21 protein-coding genes and 1 pseudogene are annotated in these 16,893 nt (G+C 60.5%); 11 read left to right on the top strand and 11 right to left on the bottom strand.

What is annotated here, in order from left to right; all coding sequences use genetic code 11:
* Nucleotides 1-270 precede the first annotated feature (270 nt).
* Nucleotides 271-945 carry a response regulator transcription factor gene (locus tag RPG13_RS26570; RefSeq protein ID WP_337126392.1) on the bottom strand — a complete coding sequence of 225 codons (675 nt, stop codon included), beginning with the start codon at nt 943-945 and terminating at the stop codon, nt 271-273.
* Between the two features lie 486 nt (nt 946-1,431).
* Between RPG13_RS26570 and RPG13_RS26565 the strand changes: the two genes are divergently transcribed.
* From RPG13_RS26565 to RPG13_RS26555, 3 genes are all read left to right on the top strand, one after another.
* Nucleotides 1,432-1,674 (top strand): hypothetical protein, encoded by a 243-nt coding sequence (locus RPG13_RS26565; RefSeq protein WP_337126391.1) that lies wholly within the window; start codon nt 1,432-1,434, stop codon nt 1,672-1,674.
* Nucleotides 1,675-1,888: 214 nt separating this feature from the next.
* Nucleotides 1,889-2,695, top strand: coding sequence for a class I SAM-dependent methyltransferase (locus RPG13_RS26560; RefSeq protein ID WP_292625204.1), 807 nt, complete (start codon nt 1,889-1,891; stop codon nt 2,693-2,695).
* A 145-nt stretch (nt 2,696-2,840) separates the two neighbouring features.
* Nucleotides 2,841-3,146: a hypothetical protein gene (locus RPG13_RS26555; RefSeq protein ID WP_337126390.1), complete on the top strand. Its 306-nt coding sequence runs from the start codon at nt 2,841-2,843 to the stop codon at nt 3,144-3,146.
* 123 nt (nt 3,147-3,269) lie between these two features.
* Here the strand turns inward: RPG13_RS26555 and RPG13_RS26550 are convergent, their stop codons facing one another.
* From RPG13_RS26550 to RPG13_RS26535, 4 genes are all read right to left on the bottom strand, one after another.
* Nucleotides 3,270-4,124 (bottom strand): aldo/keto reductase, encoded by an 855-nt coding sequence (locus RPG13_RS26550; RefSeq protein WP_337126389.1) that lies wholly within the window; start codon nt 4,122-4,124, stop codon nt 3,270-3,272.
* Nucleotides 4,125-4,240: 116 nt separating this feature from the next.
* On the bottom strand, nt 4,241-5,251 hold the full coding sequence (locus RPG13_RS26545; protein ID WP_292651565.1) for an Lnb N-terminal periplasmic domain-containing protein: 1,011 nt from the start codon (nt 5,249-5,251) through the stop codon (nt 4,241-4,243).
* A 233-nt stretch (nt 5,252-5,484) separates the two neighbouring features.
* Entirely contained in the window at nt 5,485-5,877 is a 393-nt protein-coding gene (locus RPG13_RS26540; RefSeq protein WP_337126388.1) for a VOC family protein, read from the bottom strand.
* Nucleotides 5,878-5,964: 87 nt separating this feature from the next.
* Nucleotides 5,965-6,534: a histidine phosphatase family protein gene (locus RPG13_RS26535; protein WP_337126387.1), complete on the bottom strand. Its 570-nt coding sequence runs from the start codon at nt 6,532-6,534 to the stop codon at nt 5,965-5,967.
* Nucleotides 6,535-6,662: 128 nt separating this feature from the next.
* Here RPG13_RS26535 and RPG13_RS26530 point away from each other — a divergent pair, with 128 nt between their 5' ends.
* The 5 genes from RPG13_RS26530 to RPG13_RS26510 all read left to right on the top strand — a co-directional run bounded on the left by RPG13_RS26530 (nt 6,663) and on the right by RPG13_RS26510 (nt 10,815).
* Entirely contained in the window at nt 6,663-7,298 is a 636-nt protein-coding gene (locus RPG13_RS26530) for an ankyrin repeat domain-containing protein (protein ID WP_126105604.1), read from the top strand.
* A 102-nt stretch (nt 7,299-7,400) separates the two neighbouring features.
* Nucleotides 7,401-7,790 (top strand): ArsR/SmtB family transcription factor, encoded by a 390-nt coding sequence (locus tag RPG13_RS26525; protein ID WP_128284027.1) that lies wholly within the window; start codon nt 7,401-7,403, stop codon nt 7,788-7,790.
* A gap of 5 nt (nt 7,791-7,795) precedes the next feature.
* Complete coding sequence (locus RPG13_RS26520) at nt 7,796-8,320, top strand: SRPBCC family protein (RefSeq protein ID WP_095489352.1); 525 nt, start codon at nt 7,796-7,798, stop codon at nt 8,318-8,320.
* 125 nt (nt 8,321-8,445) lie between these two features.
* Nucleotides 8,446-9,021 carry a dihydrofolate reductase family protein gene (locus tag RPG13_RS26515; protein WP_292506011.1) on the top strand — a complete coding sequence of 192 codons (576 nt, stop codon included), beginning with the start codon at nt 8,446-8,448 and terminating at the stop codon, nt 9,019-9,021.
* A gap of 237 nt (nt 9,022-9,258) precedes the next feature.
* On the top strand, nt 9,259-10,815 hold the full coding sequence (locus tag RPG13_RS26510; protein WP_337126386.1) for a serine hydrolase: 1,557 nt from the start codon (nt 9,259-9,261) through the stop codon (nt 10,813-10,815).
* 201 nt (nt 10,816-11,016) lie between these two features.
* Here RPG13_RS26510 and RPG13_RS26505 read toward each other — a convergent pair whose 3' ends face one another.
* The 5 genes and pseudogenes from RPG13_RS26505 to RPG13_RS26485 all read right to left on the bottom strand — a co-directional run bounded on the left by RPG13_RS26505 (nt 11,017) and on the right by RPG13_RS26485 (nt 14,296).
* Entirely contained in the window at nt 11,017-11,247 is a 231-nt protein-coding gene (locus tag RPG13_RS26505) for a DinB family protein (protein WP_337126385.1), read from the bottom strand.
* Between the two features lie 110 nt (nt 11,248-11,357).
* A pseudogene (locus tag RPG13_RS26500) lies at nt 11,358-11,486 on the bottom strand (DinB family protein); the annotation flags it as partial.
* 116 nt (nt 11,487-11,602) lie between these two features.
* Nucleotides 11,603-12,538, bottom strand: a complete 936-nt coding sequence (locus RPG13_RS26495; protein WP_337126384.1) for a hypothetical protein — start codon at nt 12,536-12,538, stop codon at nt 11,603-11,605.
* 234 nt (nt 12,539-12,772) lie between these two features.
* The gene (locus RPG13_RS26490) at nt 12,773-13,555 is read right to left on the bottom strand and encodes an SDR family NAD(P)-dependent oxidoreductase (protein WP_127292923.1); all 783 of its coding nucleotides are present in this window, start codon (nt 13,553-13,555) and stop codon (nt 12,773-12,775) included.
* 441 nt (nt 13,556-13,996) lie between these two features.
* Nucleotides 13,997-14,296: a hypothetical protein gene (locus RPG13_RS26485; protein ID WP_292651571.1), complete on the bottom strand. Its 300-nt coding sequence runs from the start codon at nt 14,294-14,296 to the stop codon at nt 13,997-13,999.
* Between the two features lie 72 nt (nt 14,297-14,368).
* Here RPG13_RS26485 and RPG13_RS26480 point away from each other — a divergent pair, with 72 nt between their 5' ends.
* From RPG13_RS26480 to RPG13_RS26470, 3 genes are all read left to right on the top strand, one after another.
* Nucleotides 14,369-14,527, top strand: coding sequence for a hypothetical protein (locus RPG13_RS26480; protein ID WP_292651573.1), 159 nt, complete (start codon nt 14,369-14,371; stop codon nt 14,525-14,527).
* A gap of 79 nt (nt 14,528-14,606) precedes the next feature.
* Nucleotides 14,607-14,843, top strand: a complete 237-nt coding sequence (locus tag RPG13_RS26475) for a hypothetical protein (RefSeq protein WP_210212089.1) — start codon at nt 14,607-14,609, stop codon at nt 14,841-14,843.
* On the top strand, nt 14,840-15,745 hold the full coding sequence (locus tag RPG13_RS26470; protein WP_337126383.1) for an alpha/beta hydrolase: 906 nt from the start codon (nt 14,840-14,842) through the stop codon (nt 15,743-15,745). Before RPG13_RS26475 ends, RPG13_RS26470 begins: the two co-directional genes overlap by 4 nt.
* An 83-nt stretch (nt 15,746-15,828) precedes the next feature.
* Here the strand turns inward: RPG13_RS26470 and RPG13_RS26465 are convergent, their stop codons facing one another.
* The gene (locus RPG13_RS26465) at nt 15,829-16,461 is read right to left on the bottom strand and encodes a TetR/AcrR family transcriptional regulator (protein ID WP_337126382.1); all 633 of its coding nucleotides are present in this window, start codon (nt 16,459-16,461) and stop codon (nt 15,829-15,831) included.
* Between the last annotated feature and the right edge of the window lie 432 nt (nt 16,462-16,893).

Raw genomic sequence — 16,893 nt, 5'->3', positions numbered from 1 at the left:
CTACCCGAGTGAATCGGTCGCGTCCTGAATTGCAGCCCTCGAACCTATTGTGTCGCCGATGGAGAGGACGCGTCCATTCTCGGTTCGATAGTATTGTGGTGAATAACCGCACCCTGATCGAACGATATACATCCTTCGATTTATCGAGCGCCGACAGGCGCTTGCGGATGACCGCGTTGGTGTAACGGGCGATCGATATGCTGTGGGTTTCCGGCCTGTGGCCGATATCATGTTGACGCAGCGGCCTCGACGCTTGGCCGAAGGTGATGGTCAAAGCCCGCTCTTGTGACCTGTCCCCGGATGATCGGCAGCTTTGTCAAACGTCGCCCAGGCCAATTCAGCCCTGCTGCTGAGGTGGAGCTTTTCGTAGACGTGGTGCAAGTGCATTTTCACCGTGCCCTCGGATACGTGCAGCTGCTCGGCGATGTTCTTGTTGCGGAACCCGCGCACGACGAGGCTGGCGACTTCGGCCTCACGTCCTGTAAGCCTCGGCTCGGGATGATGCTGAGATATCGGCATCAACAGATGCTGGAGGATGTTGTTGTCGACCCATTTTCGACCGGCCGCCACGACATTTACGCATTCGACAAGATAGCTATGGCTGATGCCGTCCAGCAGCAAGCCGTCGGCGTCGAGCTCCTGTATGTCCTTGACGCCGAACCCGCCGTTTGGTTGCAGGATGAAAATTATGCCCAGCGCGCTGTTCATAGTTCTCAGTCGAGAGGAGAGACTGGCCGTCTGCTGACTGGCGATGTCCACGCCTATGACGACAATATCAGGCCGATGGCGCTCCACATGCGGGACAACGTCAATTATGCGATGGCAGTTTGCCACAACGCTGTGGCCAGCCTTCCGCAGAACCCACTCCAGACCGGCGAGATAGACTCCCCGCGGGTCCGCAACAACCAAGGTTGACATGCGAACACCGTCCCCAAAAAAACGCACGACTTACTTAATTATCAATGAATCAAGGAAAGCAGAGCTCCAAGCGATTGTCAAGAAATCACTAATATACCTGTAGCTATAACAGTAACCCAGGCTAGGGCCATGCCGGGCCCGGCTGCCCTAGCCTGGCACGCATGTGTAGCATCGATACCACGGCTGATGCGGCGCGCTTTAGGCCGACCGGGTGCGCGCCCTCGTCGATCTGCTGGTGTCGGGCGAAAGAGAGCGCGCGCGTAGCGGCTGGTTTCCACGTCAGGCATGCTTGCTCCGGTTGGCCCAACCTGGACGAATGGCGGACTTCCAGCCGTCGCGCCATGTCAAGTTCTGCCCAGGCGACATTCAAGCAAAAACCCGCCCCGGTCTCCGGAGCGGGTCTGTTGCCTGGGCGGAACTCAACACATGTCCGCACAGCAAGGTCGCCTTGAGATGCTGAAGATCTGGTTAACCGGCCAAAATTGATTCAAATCCACCTGTGGATATTCGCCTTTGGGTAAATCGAAATGGGCCATCCTTGTCGAACGGCGGGCAAAAGGAGAATCCATGACTAGCGACTTTGCCGCCGCCCACCTCCATCTTGAACGAGCCTGCCACTATTTGCGCGGCGATGACGAGACGAGCAGCACGGCTCGTGCGGCTCTGGATATTCTGATCGATGCAATTGCCGCAGCCCAGTACAAGCGTCCGCCCGCAGACGTGGTGGAATTTCCCAGAACGGCAACGCGGCGATAGTCGGCGAGCGGTCCAGAGAGCCGCACGAAACCAGCCGACCGATCGCCTGCGTCAGCAGGCGATTTCCCTCGGGACCGGAGAGGTCCAGCGTCTGACCCTCTGATTATGCATTTCGAGCTCAAGTCGCACTCTTGCGCCTCTGTTCCTGGGATTGCGGCGGGCGTATTCTTGCCGCCGACCAATGCTCTGAAATTATCTCGGGGAGGAGATTGCGATGGCTCAGGCAACGCGTCACGACGCCTGGCAGGCCGGGGATAGCTACGATCTCTATATGGGGCGATGGAGCCGTCAGATCGCTCCACTGTTCCTGGATTGGCTCGATCCGGCGGAGGGACTGGATTGGCTGGAGGTGGGTTGCGGAACCGGGGCGCTGTCGGCAGCCATCCTGGCGCGCTGCAATCCCAGGAGCCTGGTGTCCATAGACCCATCGGAGGGTTTTCTCGCCAAGGCGCGGGCAAACGTGCCGGACAAACGCGTCGAGTTTCTCGCAGGCGATGCGCAGGCCCTGGCCATGGAATCCGGCAGCAAGGACATGGTCGTGTCGGCGCTTGTTCTCAACTTCATCCCCGACAAGGAAAAGGCGCTCGCGGAGATGGGGCGGGTGGCCCGCCGCGACGCGACGATTGGGTTCTATGTCTGGGATTATCCTGGTGGCGGGGTGGAATTCATGCGGGCCTTCTGGACCGCTGCGGCGGCGCTCGACCCCGGCGCTGTCGACCTTACCGAGGACAGGCGCTTTCCGTTCTGCACACAAGACGGATTGACCGATCTCGCCAGGAAGGCCGGCCTGGTTTCCGTCGACTCCACCCGGCTTGAAATGCCGGCCGTATTCAAGGATTTTGACGACTACTGGCACCCCTTCACCCTGGGTGCGGGACCCGCACCCGGCTATTGCATGAGCCTCGCCCCCGCAGCTCGCCAGAAATTGATGGAGAGGCTCCGTGAGAGTCTGCCGCGCGGCGAGGACGGGTCGATTCCCCTGAAAACGAGAGCCTGGGCGGTCAAGGCCAAGGTTCGCTGATGACAGCGAGCCCACGTCGCGACAGACCGACAGGCCGCCAACTATAGCCTGTCCTGCGCAAAGTTCGGGTTGACCGGCTTTGCACGTGAAGCGACTATTCGTCTGGACGGCCGAGGTCGTCATGCCGGCGTCAGGAGGAGATACGATGGACGAGCCCGATCGGTGGCATCACATGTCAAGCGCGCCAAGGGATGGCAGCCGAATCCTCGTCACGGTTCGGCCCTCCGAACAGGGGCCGGCGGAAGTCGACCTGGCTTACTGGTCTCGAGCCGACCAGTTCGGCAGCGAGGGCTGGCGCGCGTCCGACTCGTCTCCAGGACGCGTGGTTGAATACGCCGAACCCGAGCTGAAATGCTGGATGCCGCTGCCGACAGCCAATCTGAGCAAGGGTTCATTGCCGAGCCCCTGGGACGAAGAAGATGTCCCGCTGCTGGATGGATCGGGGATATGAGGTGAGCGGGAAGGGCTAATTTCAACGGGCCGGCGGGACAGCGCCCCCCTCTGTCCTGCCCTCTTTGCCAACTTGGCATCTCCCCCACGAGGGGGGAGATTGGCAGCTTCGCCGTCGGCTCCCTCAGAACAGGAACGCAGCCGTGGTGGGGTTCGGCCCGGTGCGACCGTCTGATGAGTCCATGCCTCGAATGAGCGCAACGTCTGCCGCGTCCAGCTCGAAATCGAAGACATCGAAATTGGCGGCGATCCGGTTCTGGTGGACCGACTTTGGAATGACGATCAGCCCTTCCTGAAGGTGCCATCTGATGATCACCTGCGCCACGGACTTGCGATGTTTTCCGGCGAGCTTTTCAAGGGTCGGGTCGCTCAATAGCCGGCCGCTGCCCAGCGGGCTCCAGCTTTCGATGCGGATGTCGTGCGTGCTATGAAAATCTCTGATGCCGCGCTGTTGAAACCGGGGATGAAGCTCGATCTGGTTGACCGAGGGCGTGACCCCGGTCTCGCCGATGATCCGCTCCAGATGGTCCTGGTTAAAATTCGAAACGCCGATCGACTTGATTCGGCCGGATTGCCTGAGTTCGATCAGGGTCTTCCACGCCTCGACATATTTATCCTGGCTGGGCACTGGCCAGTGGATCAGAAACAGGTCGATCTTTTCGATCCCGAGCTTGCTCATCGTCTCGTCGAAAGCCCGAAGGGCGGCGTCACGCTGATGCGCGCCGTTGCGCAGCTTGGAGGTGATGAACAACTCGCCTCTCGGCACGCCAGCCTTGCGGATCGCCTGCCCGACGCCTTCCTCGTTCCGGTAGCCTTCGGCGGTGTCGATCAACCTGTAGCCGACCTCGATTCCCCAACTCACCACTTGGCTCGTGATGGCTGGATCGACCTGCCACACGCCAAGGCCGATCTGGGGAATGGCTGAGCCATCGTTCAACGTGATCTGTTCAGGTTTACTCAGGGTAATCTGTTCAGGCATGCTCAGGTCCTTCTGCATCCTTTCGCCCCAGCGCAGTGCTTATCTAGGCTCGGTGCCCGCCAAGGCCAGTCGACAGGCGGAGAAAGTAGAAGTGCTCCGTGACACGGTCCTGGAGATCAATAAATTGGACCGGGAGATGGCACGCCAATCCGGATCAATCTCGAAAAGTCCGGCGAAAGGCCTGACTCCCGCGCACGGCCGTCAATGTGGGCCAACTCCCTCAAAACCGACATCGGCAAGCGGCTATCGAGCGCGCCCCGTGCATACGCATATTCTGGAAGATAGCCATTAACGATCAGGCGCCAGTCAAGAGGGACCACGTCACCGACGGCTCGCATCATCTTGACGATCGTGGTCGTGCAGTTCGTCGTGATGGAATTATAGAACTCCGGCGTCGTGGAAAGTGCATTTGCGTCCAGGACGTATTCCAGCAAGAGCGCCCGGGCCGCGTCCGGTGACACTTTTAGCCGATAGATTTGGACGTCCTCTCCACGAACGTTTGACCTGACGCCGACGACGTCTCGCTCATCAGCCGCAATAATGACCAGGGGATTGCTCTTGAACAGGTCTGCCATGGGTGAAAACTTGCCGCCTGCACGGCGCCGCACCTCAATCGACCAGGCAAGGTAGTCACCTCCTGCAAAGCCGAAGCTTATGATGACATGGGCGATTTTGGTCCCGGACCAATAAGACATGAAGAGGTCGACCGTCTGAATGTTGGAGAGGTCGTAGGTCCGCGTTGTCCAGCGTTCGGTGAAATCAGTGTCGCTACGCCATTCGAAGTCGCGCACGTCCGTCAGCGTCAACAGATTCCCGTCGCGGGTGCCGGTCACCTGACGGGCGACATCGGGCGCCCAGTCCGCGTGGTCGAAAGGTCTGATGGTGCTCCACCAAGCCAGAACCACAGCAAGCGCAGCCACAAACGGGACAAGCGCCCTGATGCGAAATCGGCTGAAGAGCGCAATGACGGTGGCGAGACCGAACAAGATGAAAAGGACGCCGCCCACAGCCCGTCCAAGCTCGGCCACGGGCAGACGATACCACATGGCAAGTCCGGCCCAGCCAGTCAAGATTGCAACGGCTAGCGAAAGGACGATGGCAAGCGAGATCCGAGCGATGCGACGCATTTAGTCCCCCTCTGGCGGGCTGCCCCTCCGGCGGCCCGTCACGGAACGTCGAGGCAACTCCACATGTCAATATTGCGCACCAATCACTCCGATACCACCTGTCGCCGCGGATTTCGCAGGCATGGAGCGAGCGACAAGGTACCCACGCGAAACGGGCGCGCCTCGGCATCGGCCGTTCGATCAAATGATGACCTAGTTGAGTGCGTCCGCCGCCTGGCTACGTCACCGAGCGATCACGGGTTCCATCCGCCGCTGCCGTATTGACGGGTAATGATCTCGAGAAGGTGACCGTTCGGGTCCTCGAAATAAACACCGCGGCCGCCGTCGTGGTGATTGATCTCGCCCAGCTGCGCTCGGCCAGGGTCAGCCCAGTAGGGGAGCGCCCGTTCACGAATCCTACCGAAGATCGCGTCGAACTCGGCTTCGCTGACCAGGAACGCATAATGCTGCGGCGTGATTTCGCCTGAGGTATCCATGTAGTCGAGGTTGGCACCGTTTTCGGTTGTGACCATCTGGAAAGGTCCCCAGCGCCTCGGGGCTGGAAGGCCAAGCATTTCCGCCAGGAATTTTGCCGACGCCTCGCTGTCGCGGGCCGACAGTATCGTGTGGTTGAAATCGATAGCCATGCCATCACTCCCTTTGATCTCTCCTCGCGCGTCGTTGTTCCACGACTGAGGCGACGCTGCACGAGATGGGGTCGAAGGCCATGATGCTCAAGCTGGCGTGGCAACATGCCCGATGACCTGCACGGGGTCAGCTTCATGAATACTGGCGATGATCATTTCGCCGCTATCCGGCACCTCGCCGGTCAAGCCGGTGATGTTGACCTGATGCGTGACAAGAACGGCTGGTCCACCGAAACGCTGCCCGCGGAGCCAGGCCGAAAGGGCAGCGGTGTGCTCCTTTGCGGCCGCACTGTCGCCGAAGAACGAATTGAGCAACTCAAGAGGCACAACTTTGCCCAAACCGAGCAGGCGAGCTGTATCGATGCAACGACACCACTGGCTCGAATAGACCGCTGCCAAGGAGATGCCATTTGCACGGAACAGGTCGCCGATCGCGCGGGACTGCGCACGACCTTCTGCCGACAGATTCCGCTGTGTGCTGCAATCACCGAGCCTGAAGCCAGGGGGGGCGCCGGAGCCAGGGGCTGCAGCATGGCGCAGCAAGGCGATAGCTTTTCCGGATCGCAGGGCTGCCCAAAGTGGCTCGGAGGCTTGTGCCTTGCCGAAGGCAGCCGCTCCGAGCGACAGGACCAGAAATCGCCGACGTCCAATTCGCATCTTGCTTCTCACCTTATCCGATAGGGCTGTCGAATGAGAAGGCTTTTCGCTGGAAGCCTGTCATTCGATGGATGTCGGCCGAACCGGAACAATGATATTCTGCGGGAGCATTCGGAGAGGCGACTGCATTGACCGAGAACTTGGAAGCCGAAGGGGCGAGAGGTTGGTCGAATCTGCTGCTCGCGGCAGAACGGGGCGATGCGGAGGCCGTTCGAGCGGAGTTGGCGGCCGGCGCCAATATCAACGAGGCGGACGGCGGCGGCTGGTCAGCACTTCATCTCGCAGCCCTCAACGCCCGCACCGCGGCGGTCGAGGCGTTGATCGAACACCCAGCTGTCGATGTGAACTCCAGAAACACATGGAAGAGCACGCCTTTGAGCCTCGCTTCGGCCAAGGGCCACTACGCATCCATTCTAGCTCTCGTGAAACATCCCGAAATAGAGATCAATGCAAGAGCCGAATACTACGGCAGGACGGCCCTTATCGAAGCAGCAAAGAACGGGCATCTGGATGTCGTTAAGCTGCTTGTCGAGAATGGCGCCGACGTGAATCTGAGTGATAAGACCGGAAGAAACAACGCGCTTATCGAGGCTATCAAGGGACGGCACTACGACGTCGCGGGATACCTGCTTGATTCTCGGAAAATGAACTTTCTCAACAAGGATATGAGACTGAACGCCCTGATCTGGGCTGGAAGCTGCCATAACCCTCAACTTATCGAAAAGCTGGAAACCTCGATTCATACTTTCTTCGAAGGCAAGTGAAGGTTTCGCTCCGCTTCCGCTACAGGCTGCCTGTGGAGTCTCCTTCCAAATCATTCAACCAAACGGTTGACTATCTGAAGACGCGCGTCTATATTCAACTACATGGTTGAATTAGAGACGCCCCAGATGGACTCGGTCTTTCACGCGCTTGGCGACGCCACCCGCCGGCACATGCTTCGCGATCTCGCCGGCGGCGAGCGAACGGTGAGCCAGTTGGCGCAACCCTTCGCCATGTCGCTTGCCGCCGCCTCCAAGCACATCAAGGCGCTGGAGAACGCAGGGCTTATCCGTCGAGAGGTGAGGGGCCGGACGCATGTCTGCCGGCTCGAACCCGGACCGCTGGCCAGCGCCCATCAGTGGCTGGGCTTCTACGAGCGCTTCTGGACCAGCCGTCTCGACGTTCTCGAACGCCTCCTTCGCGAGGAGGACGCACGCAAAGCCCAGGATGATTCCAAGAAATCGCCCAACTCAAAAGAAGGAGACGACCAGTGAACCAGATGAAAAGCATCGAAGCCTATGGCGAGCTGACCGAGCCCGCCACGTTCACCATTCAACGCCTTTTGCCCGGTCCTATCGAGCGCGTCTGGGCTTATCTCACCGAGAGTGACTTGCGCCGGCAGTGGATGGCTGCGGGCCAGATGGAAATGAAGGCCGGCACGTCGTTCGAGCTCGTCTGGCGTAACGACGAGCTGACCGATCCGCCTGGCCAGCGCCCCGCAGGTTTTCCCGAAGAGCATCGGATGGAGGGCCGTATTACCGAGCTCGATGCGCCGCGCAAGCTCGCGATCACCTGGGGAAACACCGGCGGAGTTTCCTTCTTGCTGGAGCCGGAGGGCAATGATGTGCTGCTCACCGTCATCCATCGCCGGCTGCCGGAACGCGCAACCCAGCTCAACGTCACCGCCGGCTGGCACATGCACCTCGACATGCTGGCCGCCCGCCTCGCGGGCAAGACGCCGACCTCGTTCTGGGATGGCTGGAGCCGCCTGCGCGAAGAATACGACCGCCGCCTGCCGGCCTGACACGATCGGCCAGCCCTGAAGTCACCGCCGAGCCTCTGCCGGCATCCGCCCCTGGAAAGCTCGCACACCAGCAACGGACCGACGATGAGACGTGCTTGCATTTCGCAAGCCCGATGGAGGAAGTCATGCGCAAATTGATCACCGGAATGAAGATTTCCCTCGACGGCAAGATGGAGGGACCCGAGGGATACGCGGATTGGGTCGACGCATGGTCGGAGGAATACGGCCTGATGCCGCAAATCGACGCCTGTCTGCTCGGGAGCGCCATGTATGCCGGCTACGAGCGCTATTGGACCGCGATACAGAACGAGCCGGACAAGCCGCTGCCGATGACCGGCAAATTGCCGACGCCGGCCGAGCTCGAATGGGCCCGCTTTGCCGAACAGACCCCGCATTATGTGCTGTCGAACACGATGACTTCGGCGCTGTGGCCAAAGACGCGCTTCGTGCGGACCTTCGAGGACATCGCTGCCCTCAAGCAGCAGCCCGGCAAGGACATCTATCTCATGGGCGGCGCCCGAATGACCGCGAGCCTCATCGATGCCGGGCTGGTGAATGAGCTCCGGCTGATCGTCTACCCGCTGCTCGTCGGCGACGGGAAGGCGCTGTTTGCGACGACGCAAAATCGTCGTGGGCTCGAATTGCGGAAGGTCGGGCAGCTTTCGGATGGGCGCGTGAGCCTGGTCTATGGAATTGGCTAACTCAGCCGGTCTTCGCAGACTTCGCAGCGCTGAGGCGCAGGCCGTCCATCAGGAGCGAGACCCGCCGTTGCAACTGAACGACCGCAAGGCTCGGGGCGAGCTTCGCGTCGACAAAGGTCCGGTCGTGACACAATCCGGACCATCGCGGAGCTTTGCCACATTGCATCATCCTGAGTGTTGGCCTTTCCTGCGCGGGCCTGTACTATGAACAGGTGAATGCAGGGGAGGAGCTGGAGCGTGCGACTGGATCGGACTCTCCGCCGTTGGGGGATGTGGGCCTTCATCGCCGTCATGGTGCTTTCGCCGCATGCGGCGTCGGCCGACACCATTACGCCTGATCGGATCACTGCCGCCCTGTCGAAGCTCGAGGCGCTCGCCGAAGGCGTCGTCGCGGATGGTGGGGTGCCTGGTCTCGCCATCGGGGTCGTCCACGGCGACAAGGTGGTCTTCCTCAAGGGGTTCGGGCATCGCGAGGCCGGCAAGCCGGAGGCCGTCGACGCCGACACGGTGTTCCAGATCGCCTCCCTCTCCAAGCCGGTCTCCGCAACGATAGTGGCGGCGCTGGTCAGCGGGGAAATCGTTTCCTGGGATGCGAAGATCGCCGATCTCGATCCGGCCTTCCGGCTGTCCGAGCCCTATCCGACCAGTGAGCTCACGGTCCGCGACCTGTTCGCCCACCGCAGCGGACTTCCCGGCACCGCCGGCGACGACCTCGAGGACATTGGCTACGACCGCGCGGAGATCCTGCGTCGTCTGCGGTTCGTGTCACCATCGTCGAGCTTTCGTGCCGGCTACTCCTACAGCAATTTCGGACTGACCGAGGGTGCCGTCGCGGCCGCGAAGCCAACGGGCAAGCCTTGGGAGGAGATCGCCGAGGAGAAGCTCTACCGACCGCTTGGAATGGCCTCGACCAGCTCCCGTCATGCGGACTTCATCAAGCACGCCAATCGCGCCGCGCTCCACGTCAAGATCGACGGCGTCTGGACCGCGAAGGTAAGGCGCGACCCGGATGCGCAGGCGCCCGCAGGCGGCGTCAGCTCCACGGCACGCGATCTCTCGCAATGGGTGCGCCTCGTGCTCGGCAATGGGGTCTATGCCGGTGAGACACTCATTAAAGCCGACGCGCTGGACCAGACGCATGTTCCCCTGATGGCCCGCGGCAAGAACCCCGTCTCAGGCGGCACGTCCTTCTACGGCCTCGGCTGGAATGTCGAATTCGGCCGGCATGGCCTGAGCTGGGGCCATGCCGGCGCCTTCAGCGTCGGCGCCCGCACCCTGGTGACACTTTTTCCGGAGGAGAAGCTTGGCATCGTCATCGTCGCCAATGCCTTTTCGACAGGCGTGCCGGAAGGGCTGTCCGACAGCTTCGCCGATCTCGCCTTTGACGGAACGGTCGAGAAGGATTGGGTCAAGGCATGGGATGACACCTATGCGAGCCTGTTCGGCCCGGCGGTCGCGAGGGCCAAGGCCACCTATGCCGTGCCACCGTCTCCGGCAAGGCCAGCCGTCCCGGCCAGCGCCTATGCAGGCCGTTACTCCAACGACTTCATCGGCGATGCGGTCGTATCCAGTGCGGGAGACGCTCTTGTGCTCAAGGTCGGGCCAGCCGGCGCGCGGTCCTATTCATTGAAGCATTTCGACGGCGACCTGTTCCTGAGCTTCCCGGACGCCGAGACGCCGGACAGGCCCGCCGGCGTAAGCTTTGTCATCGGCCCCGACGGCAAGGCGTCGGCCATGACCATAGAGTTTCTCGACGACAATCATCTCGGCACACTGCGGCGCGTGGGAGATTAGAGTCAAAACCCAATCAATCTGAACGACCGAGTTCGACCCCATCTCGGCCGTTCAGTCAGGAAGTGATGGCTCTGAAAGCTGACCTTGCAGGTGGCCGTCGTCATGGATCATATCTGTCGCAGAAGTCGGGTGCAGAACTGTCGTTTTAATCGGGAGTTTCGCGACAAAGCACTCGCCCGCAATCAGCCCATAACGGACAAGCTATGCCAGCATCGAAAGGTCAGTTGGCTCTGGTTCTGCACCCGCTGCTGTTAACATCGCGTGGACCTGACCCCGGTGGTGGGTCTGATGGTTGAAGAGTTCAACAACACAGAGAGCCTTTGGCTTCTCGATCCGCGTTGAACCTCCCCCAGGATACCAAACAACCATCCCGTTGAGGTCCGCGTCGAGCAATCGTGCTGCCCACTCTTCGATTTCCTCGTTCCGTTGCAAACGGAGCGTCTTGAAGTCATCCCAATCCGATGGGCTTGTGAGGGAGTGCTTGATGGTTTCCTCTGGGCGCTCGTTCCCTTTAATCGCTGTAGAATCAGGGCATCAGCCCAATAAAGATGGTTCAGCGTAGCTGCGATTGATTGGAAGAACGCACCTCGATCCTTCCAGCGATCCACATTCGTGAGCCCATCGGCGGCAGTTACCAAAGAGGTATTCTGCCAAGTGTTGTAACGGGCCATAAGTCGGCAGTATTCGGCTGAGATCATTTTCTCGGGCTCCAATAGTTATCGATGTTCGGTGGATTGGCGGCAGCCAGCTGATCGAGTTTTGACCAACTCAAGACGCTGGTCTCAACTCAGGGTGCCGGGCTGAACTGGAGCAATTTGAAGCAATCGCCGCTTCCCGATTTCAACTGCGTCAGGAAGGGTTTCGACCGGTCGATCCACTCCTGGTGCGACCTGGCATCGGCTTCGATCTCGTTGACCGGTCCAAGGTTGACGAAGTTCCGCCCCTCGCTGAAAAGCCAGCACGCACGGCCGAGAAGTCTCCTGCTGCGCAGGCGCAAGAGGTCGGCATCATAAAAGATGTCGAGCACCTCCTGCTTGATCTTTGCCTCCTTTCCAGGATTTGCGATCGCAACCGCGATTGAGTCTCCGCCGATCGCATCCTGCAGGTCCTTGTAGTCGAGGGCGAGCTGCGTGGTGGCATATTTGATTTCGCTCTCATCCCGGACGATGTTGAACCACAGCGAGGGATCAAGTTCGTTGACGACGAACGATGCTTCGAAATCGCGCGACAAATTCAGGATCTCGAACGCTTGAACCTCAACGTCGCGCTCAACCAAAAAGATACTGGCGACCTGCTTGCCGAGTTCCGCCCCGTGTGCGCTGATCGCGGTGTTCGTTCCACCGAGTTCCGGGCTGACGTAGGGCCCGCCATCGTCCAGCAGCGCATCGAATTCGCCGAGGTATTCGACCACGGCGGCGCCGCGAGCAATGCGCGCGGCCAGTTTGGCGAGAACCAGCTGGAGTTCCGTTTCGCGTTTGCGCTGGTCCTGATAATTCTGCTGAAAAAAGAAGATGAACAGGGAAACGCCAATGCCGATCAGGATGACGCCGAGCTGGGAAAAGATGTTGCGATAATATTCCAGCAGCTTTTCACGATGGCGCATGTCGTGGCGCACGCTTTGTGCCACACGAATATTGACGATCAGCGAAAGGATCAGGAGCCCGGCACCGACCAGGATGAGGCCGCCGATGAGGAAATAGCCTTGGCCTGAGTTGAAATCCATTCCTTTGCCGCGTCCCTGAAGCCCCAGACCGCGCAGACTAATACCATTCGGCCTCAACACCTACATGTTCATAGGGGCGTCAACATCCGGAAAATGACCCCAAAACGACCTTCAGCTCCGTTGCGCTCAACGTCAGCAATCGGTGAAAGGGGAGCGTTGCACGACAAATAAACGGCAGATCAGGCAACCACGGACAAGATGGAAGGTCAGCCCGCAATCGCGCTCAGGGCGTCCTCAATACGCCCGAGTGAAGCCGCCATCGTGTAGAATGTTCAAACCTGTCATGTGATCAGTGAGGGGCGACAACAAGCCCTCGACGACGACGGCAACTTCAGACGGCGTCCCATACTTTTTGAGTGGGATATTGTCGGTCTCGACCGCAATCCTTTGTTCAAAGGTCACGCCGGCATCTAGCGCACGCCTGCCAATCGCATCCCGATACCAGGGCGACAGCGTGCCGCCGAGTGAAAGAGTGTTCACATGAATACCTCTTTCGCCCAGCGCAAAGGCAAGCGTCTTCGCTTCTCCAAGCCAAGCAGTGCGGATGACGTTGGCGGTTGCATAGTGGCTAAGAACCTGAGCCGAAGAAATGCCGGAAATGATCACGACCTTGCAGCGACGGCCTGCTTCGGGGGCCGGTTCCATCCGAGCGATAGCCGACTTCAACAGGGACAACGGCCCAATGAAGCTTGTCTGAAACAGTGTTCGCCAGACCTCTGGCTCGGGCATAGGGTCAGCGGACGAATGCGGTTGGGGCGGCATAAGAACCACCCCATCAAGCTTCAGGGCGGAGGTGGCGAGGTGTCGATCGAACTCGACCAATGCGGCATCGGATGCCATATCAACCGGTATGGCCTCATGCGAACCGTCGGCTGGTGCAGGCAGGCTCGAAACCAGCGACTCAAGTCGCACCTGATTACGGGCCGCTAGCATCAGCCGAGTGCCACTGGCCGCAAGGCGCTCGCAGATTGCTTGCCCGATCCCACCTGTTGCCCCAGTCACAAGTATGGTCGACATCACACCACCCCGCCAGTTTCGAGCACTATACCTTTGCAGTCTGGGAAAGCCATTGGCACTGCCGCAGGAAGGTCTTGCGAGTGACGCGGCGGATCGCGACACCCGCGACGCTGACTGCCAACGTCGGGCAATGGCGCTCGGCGCTCTTTCCGATTGACCTATTAATCGGCGCGGGAAGTCAGCTGGAAGGCGGATCTCAGTCTCTTAGACCGAAACGCCAAGAGGCATCGAATAAGGGCAGCAGCCGCATTCAGGCGAGCTTGAGGGTGCCATCGCGGCGCGGCAAGCGCGCGGCTCTACGACCGTCAGCCGGTCATCGATCGTTTAGGCCTCATGGACCTGCGATCCATGCCGCAGTCATTTTCTTCCTGCTCTCCCGCTATCGGGATCATGGCCGGTGCATGCACCGGCCATTGCCGATTTACCCGTCAGGACCTGTGTTTACCTGCCCTCGGCCGTTGCGTCGGTGCTGCTGCGCTGGACGTTGGCGCCGTCGCTCTGTTGCTCGGCCCACCCACCCGGACCGGTCGGAAAGCTCGGCTCTCCTTCCGCCTCTAGGCTCTCGTGGAACTCAGTGGCAGGTCTTCCTGGGTATTCGCGGCCGCTCGACAGGTGCCCTTGATGACCGGGATGGAGCGATGCGTCATCGTTGCGGGCATGGTCCGGCGGTTCGGCATAGGCTGCCGTGGCAAACAGCGATCCGGCGCCGATGAAGAGTGCAAATGCGAGAACGTGCTTCATTGTGCTGTCCTCCAGTATTTGGACTCCAGATGCAGATAGAGCCCATCCAGGCTGTGTGAAGGGCAGCTTGGAATGAGATTGACTAAGGGGGCAGCACCTGCACATCCCCGGGCGTACAAGTATGGCTTGCCCGATTTCGGCAATATCGACGATCCGAGCCTCGAGCCGATGATGTCTTCGGCGAACCGCACCGGCCGTCCGCGCAAGGCGACAGGCTGGCGTTTCGATTAGGCGCCCTTAGGCGTCGCTTTCGAACACCAGCCTCTCGCGCGCCGTCCGAGTACCATGTTTCATCTTGAAGGACAGCTATGTGCCCGAAGCGGCCAAATATCAGATGGAAATATTCGACCATGTGCGGGAGGTGGTCAGTGCTAAAAGGTGGGTCAGTGCTAAAAAGACGACGAGCGGGTTTGCGGGCGAACTGTCGTCCCATGTATTCAATTGTAACGAAAAATTCCCAGCGCTGGCATTGGCGCTTTATTGGATGCGTGTGGCTGCTGCCGTCCGCCGGTTTTCTATGCTTGATGAGGCTAGGGAAGCAAAATGAGCGATGTGGACGCACACGTCGATCTGACGGAGATCAACGCCGTCCGCAGGTTGTTGATGTCAAAGCCGCGACCGGTGAGCTGGGACGAACGCCGGGCACGGCTCGACGAGGTTGGTTCGGTGTGGCCGATTGCGGACGACATCCGATGCGAGGATGCGGTTTTCGATGGCCTCGAGGGAGAGTGGTCCCTAGCGCCTGAGAGTGACAGGGATAAGGTTCTGCTCTTTTTCCACGGTGGTGGCTACTGCTCAGGCTCTCTCAAAAGTCATCGTCGAATGGTGACCGAGGCAGGTCGAGCAATGGGAATGCGCACCCTCGCGATCGATTATCGACGCGCACCGGAACATCCTTTCCCTGCGCAACATGAAGACGCGCTCACCGCATGGCGCTTTCTGAGCCGGCAAGGCATCGCGCCGGATCGCATCGTGGTTGGCGGAGACAGTGCGGGCGGCAACCTTACCCTGTGCTTGGTCAGTATATTGCGCGCGGCAGGGGAGCGGCTGCCGCGATGTCTTTGGCTGGTTTCGCCCTGGACGGACCTTTCGATGTCCGGCGCGACACTATCAACTAAGGACGCGATCGACCCTATCATCCACCGGGCGTATCTGGAGGAACTGGCAACCGCCTATGTTCGCCATGGCGTTGGTCGGCGCGATCCCCTGATCTCGCCGTTGTTCGCCGATCTGAGCGGATTTCCCCCAATGCTGATACAAGTCGGTTCGGCCGAGACGCTGTTGTCGGACGCAACTCGGCTCGCGGAAGCCGCTGGCGCGGCTGACGTCAAAGCACGTCTCGAAATTTGGCCGCATATGATTCACGCTTGGCCGGTTTGGAATGCGGGGTTGAGTGCCGGTAGGCGCGCTCTTCACAGCGCCGGCATGTTTGTCCGCGACTATCTATAACCCTTGGCTATAACCCTTGGGTGGGGCAGCTGCCGGCGCAAAGCGGACTTCGTCCGAGCGCCGCGCTTTCGGCGGCCCAGCCTTCACCCGCTATCCTTCGCCGACCTGCCCGCCCCAAACCTCAGCCCATCCATCAGCAGCGATACCAGCCGACGCGAGCGGTCGCGCCAGTCGTCGGTATCGGGCGCCGAATAGATGCCGCCCAGCGCGTGCAGCACGTCGGAGGCGTCGACGTCGCTGCGGATCGAGCCATCGGCCACCGCCGCTTCGATCAGCCGCCGCAAAGCGAGCGACACCCGGCCGGACATGTCCGAGAACAGGGTTGAATTGGTGTTGAGCAGGATGCGCAGGCTTGTCGCCAGCCCGCGCTTGGTGGCGATGTAGTCGACGAAGCGCTGCATCCATTGTTCGAGCGCGACGTCGGGCGGGTGGTGAAGGGCGAGTTCGTCTGCGGCCGCGCACAGACTTTCCACTTCGCGCCGGTAGACCACCTCGACCAGATGCTCGCGCGTCGGAAAATGCCGGTAGAGCGTGCCGATGCCGACGCCGGCCTGGCGCGCGATCTCTTCCAGCGAGGCATCGACGCCATGTGCGGCAAAGGCCACTGCCGCGACCTCGACCAGCGCGTCGCGGTTGCGCTGCGCATCGGCGCGCAACGGTTTTGCCGCTGTCGCGTCGGGCTTGTCTTTGGCGGTTGCGGGCGGCTGTGAAGCCAATTTTTTCTCCACTGCAAATACGGGGCTTGAACCCGACGGGTTCAGCCCCCACGTAATAAACGGAGGCGCCTCCGTTTTAGTGGAGCACCTTTATCATATAATCAGGGGAACGCGTATGTCACGTGTTGAAAGCCTGCAAGCCGGCGAGAGCGTGATCTCCCTCCTCGAGGGGGAGATGTCGCCGAAGGCGACAGAGGGGGTCGGTTCGACCGGGCGCGGCCTCCTGCGGCAGATGGAGGTTGGCGCTCTATGCGAGGCGACCCCCTCTGGCCGCTTCGCGGCCATCTCCCCCTCAAGGGGGGAGATTATGCGCTCCGCCGCTTTCGCCAATCACCGGGGAGCCGCCAGACCTAGCCACCTGGTGACCTTGCCGCTCGCCGGCCGGGCATCAGATCACTCCCCTCCGCGTCAAGCAAACTGGAGCCAGACGCC

The sequence above is a fragment of the Mesorhizobium sp. ISC15 genome, from assembly GCF_037162615.1.
In the GTDB taxonomy this organism is placed as follows: Bacteria; Pseudomonadota; Alphaproteobacteria; order Rhizobiales; family Rhizobiaceae; genus Mesorhizobium; species Mesorhizobium mediterraneum.
Note: the sequence above shows the minus strand (reverse complement) of the source record. Positions and strands in the feature narration are given on the sequence as shown.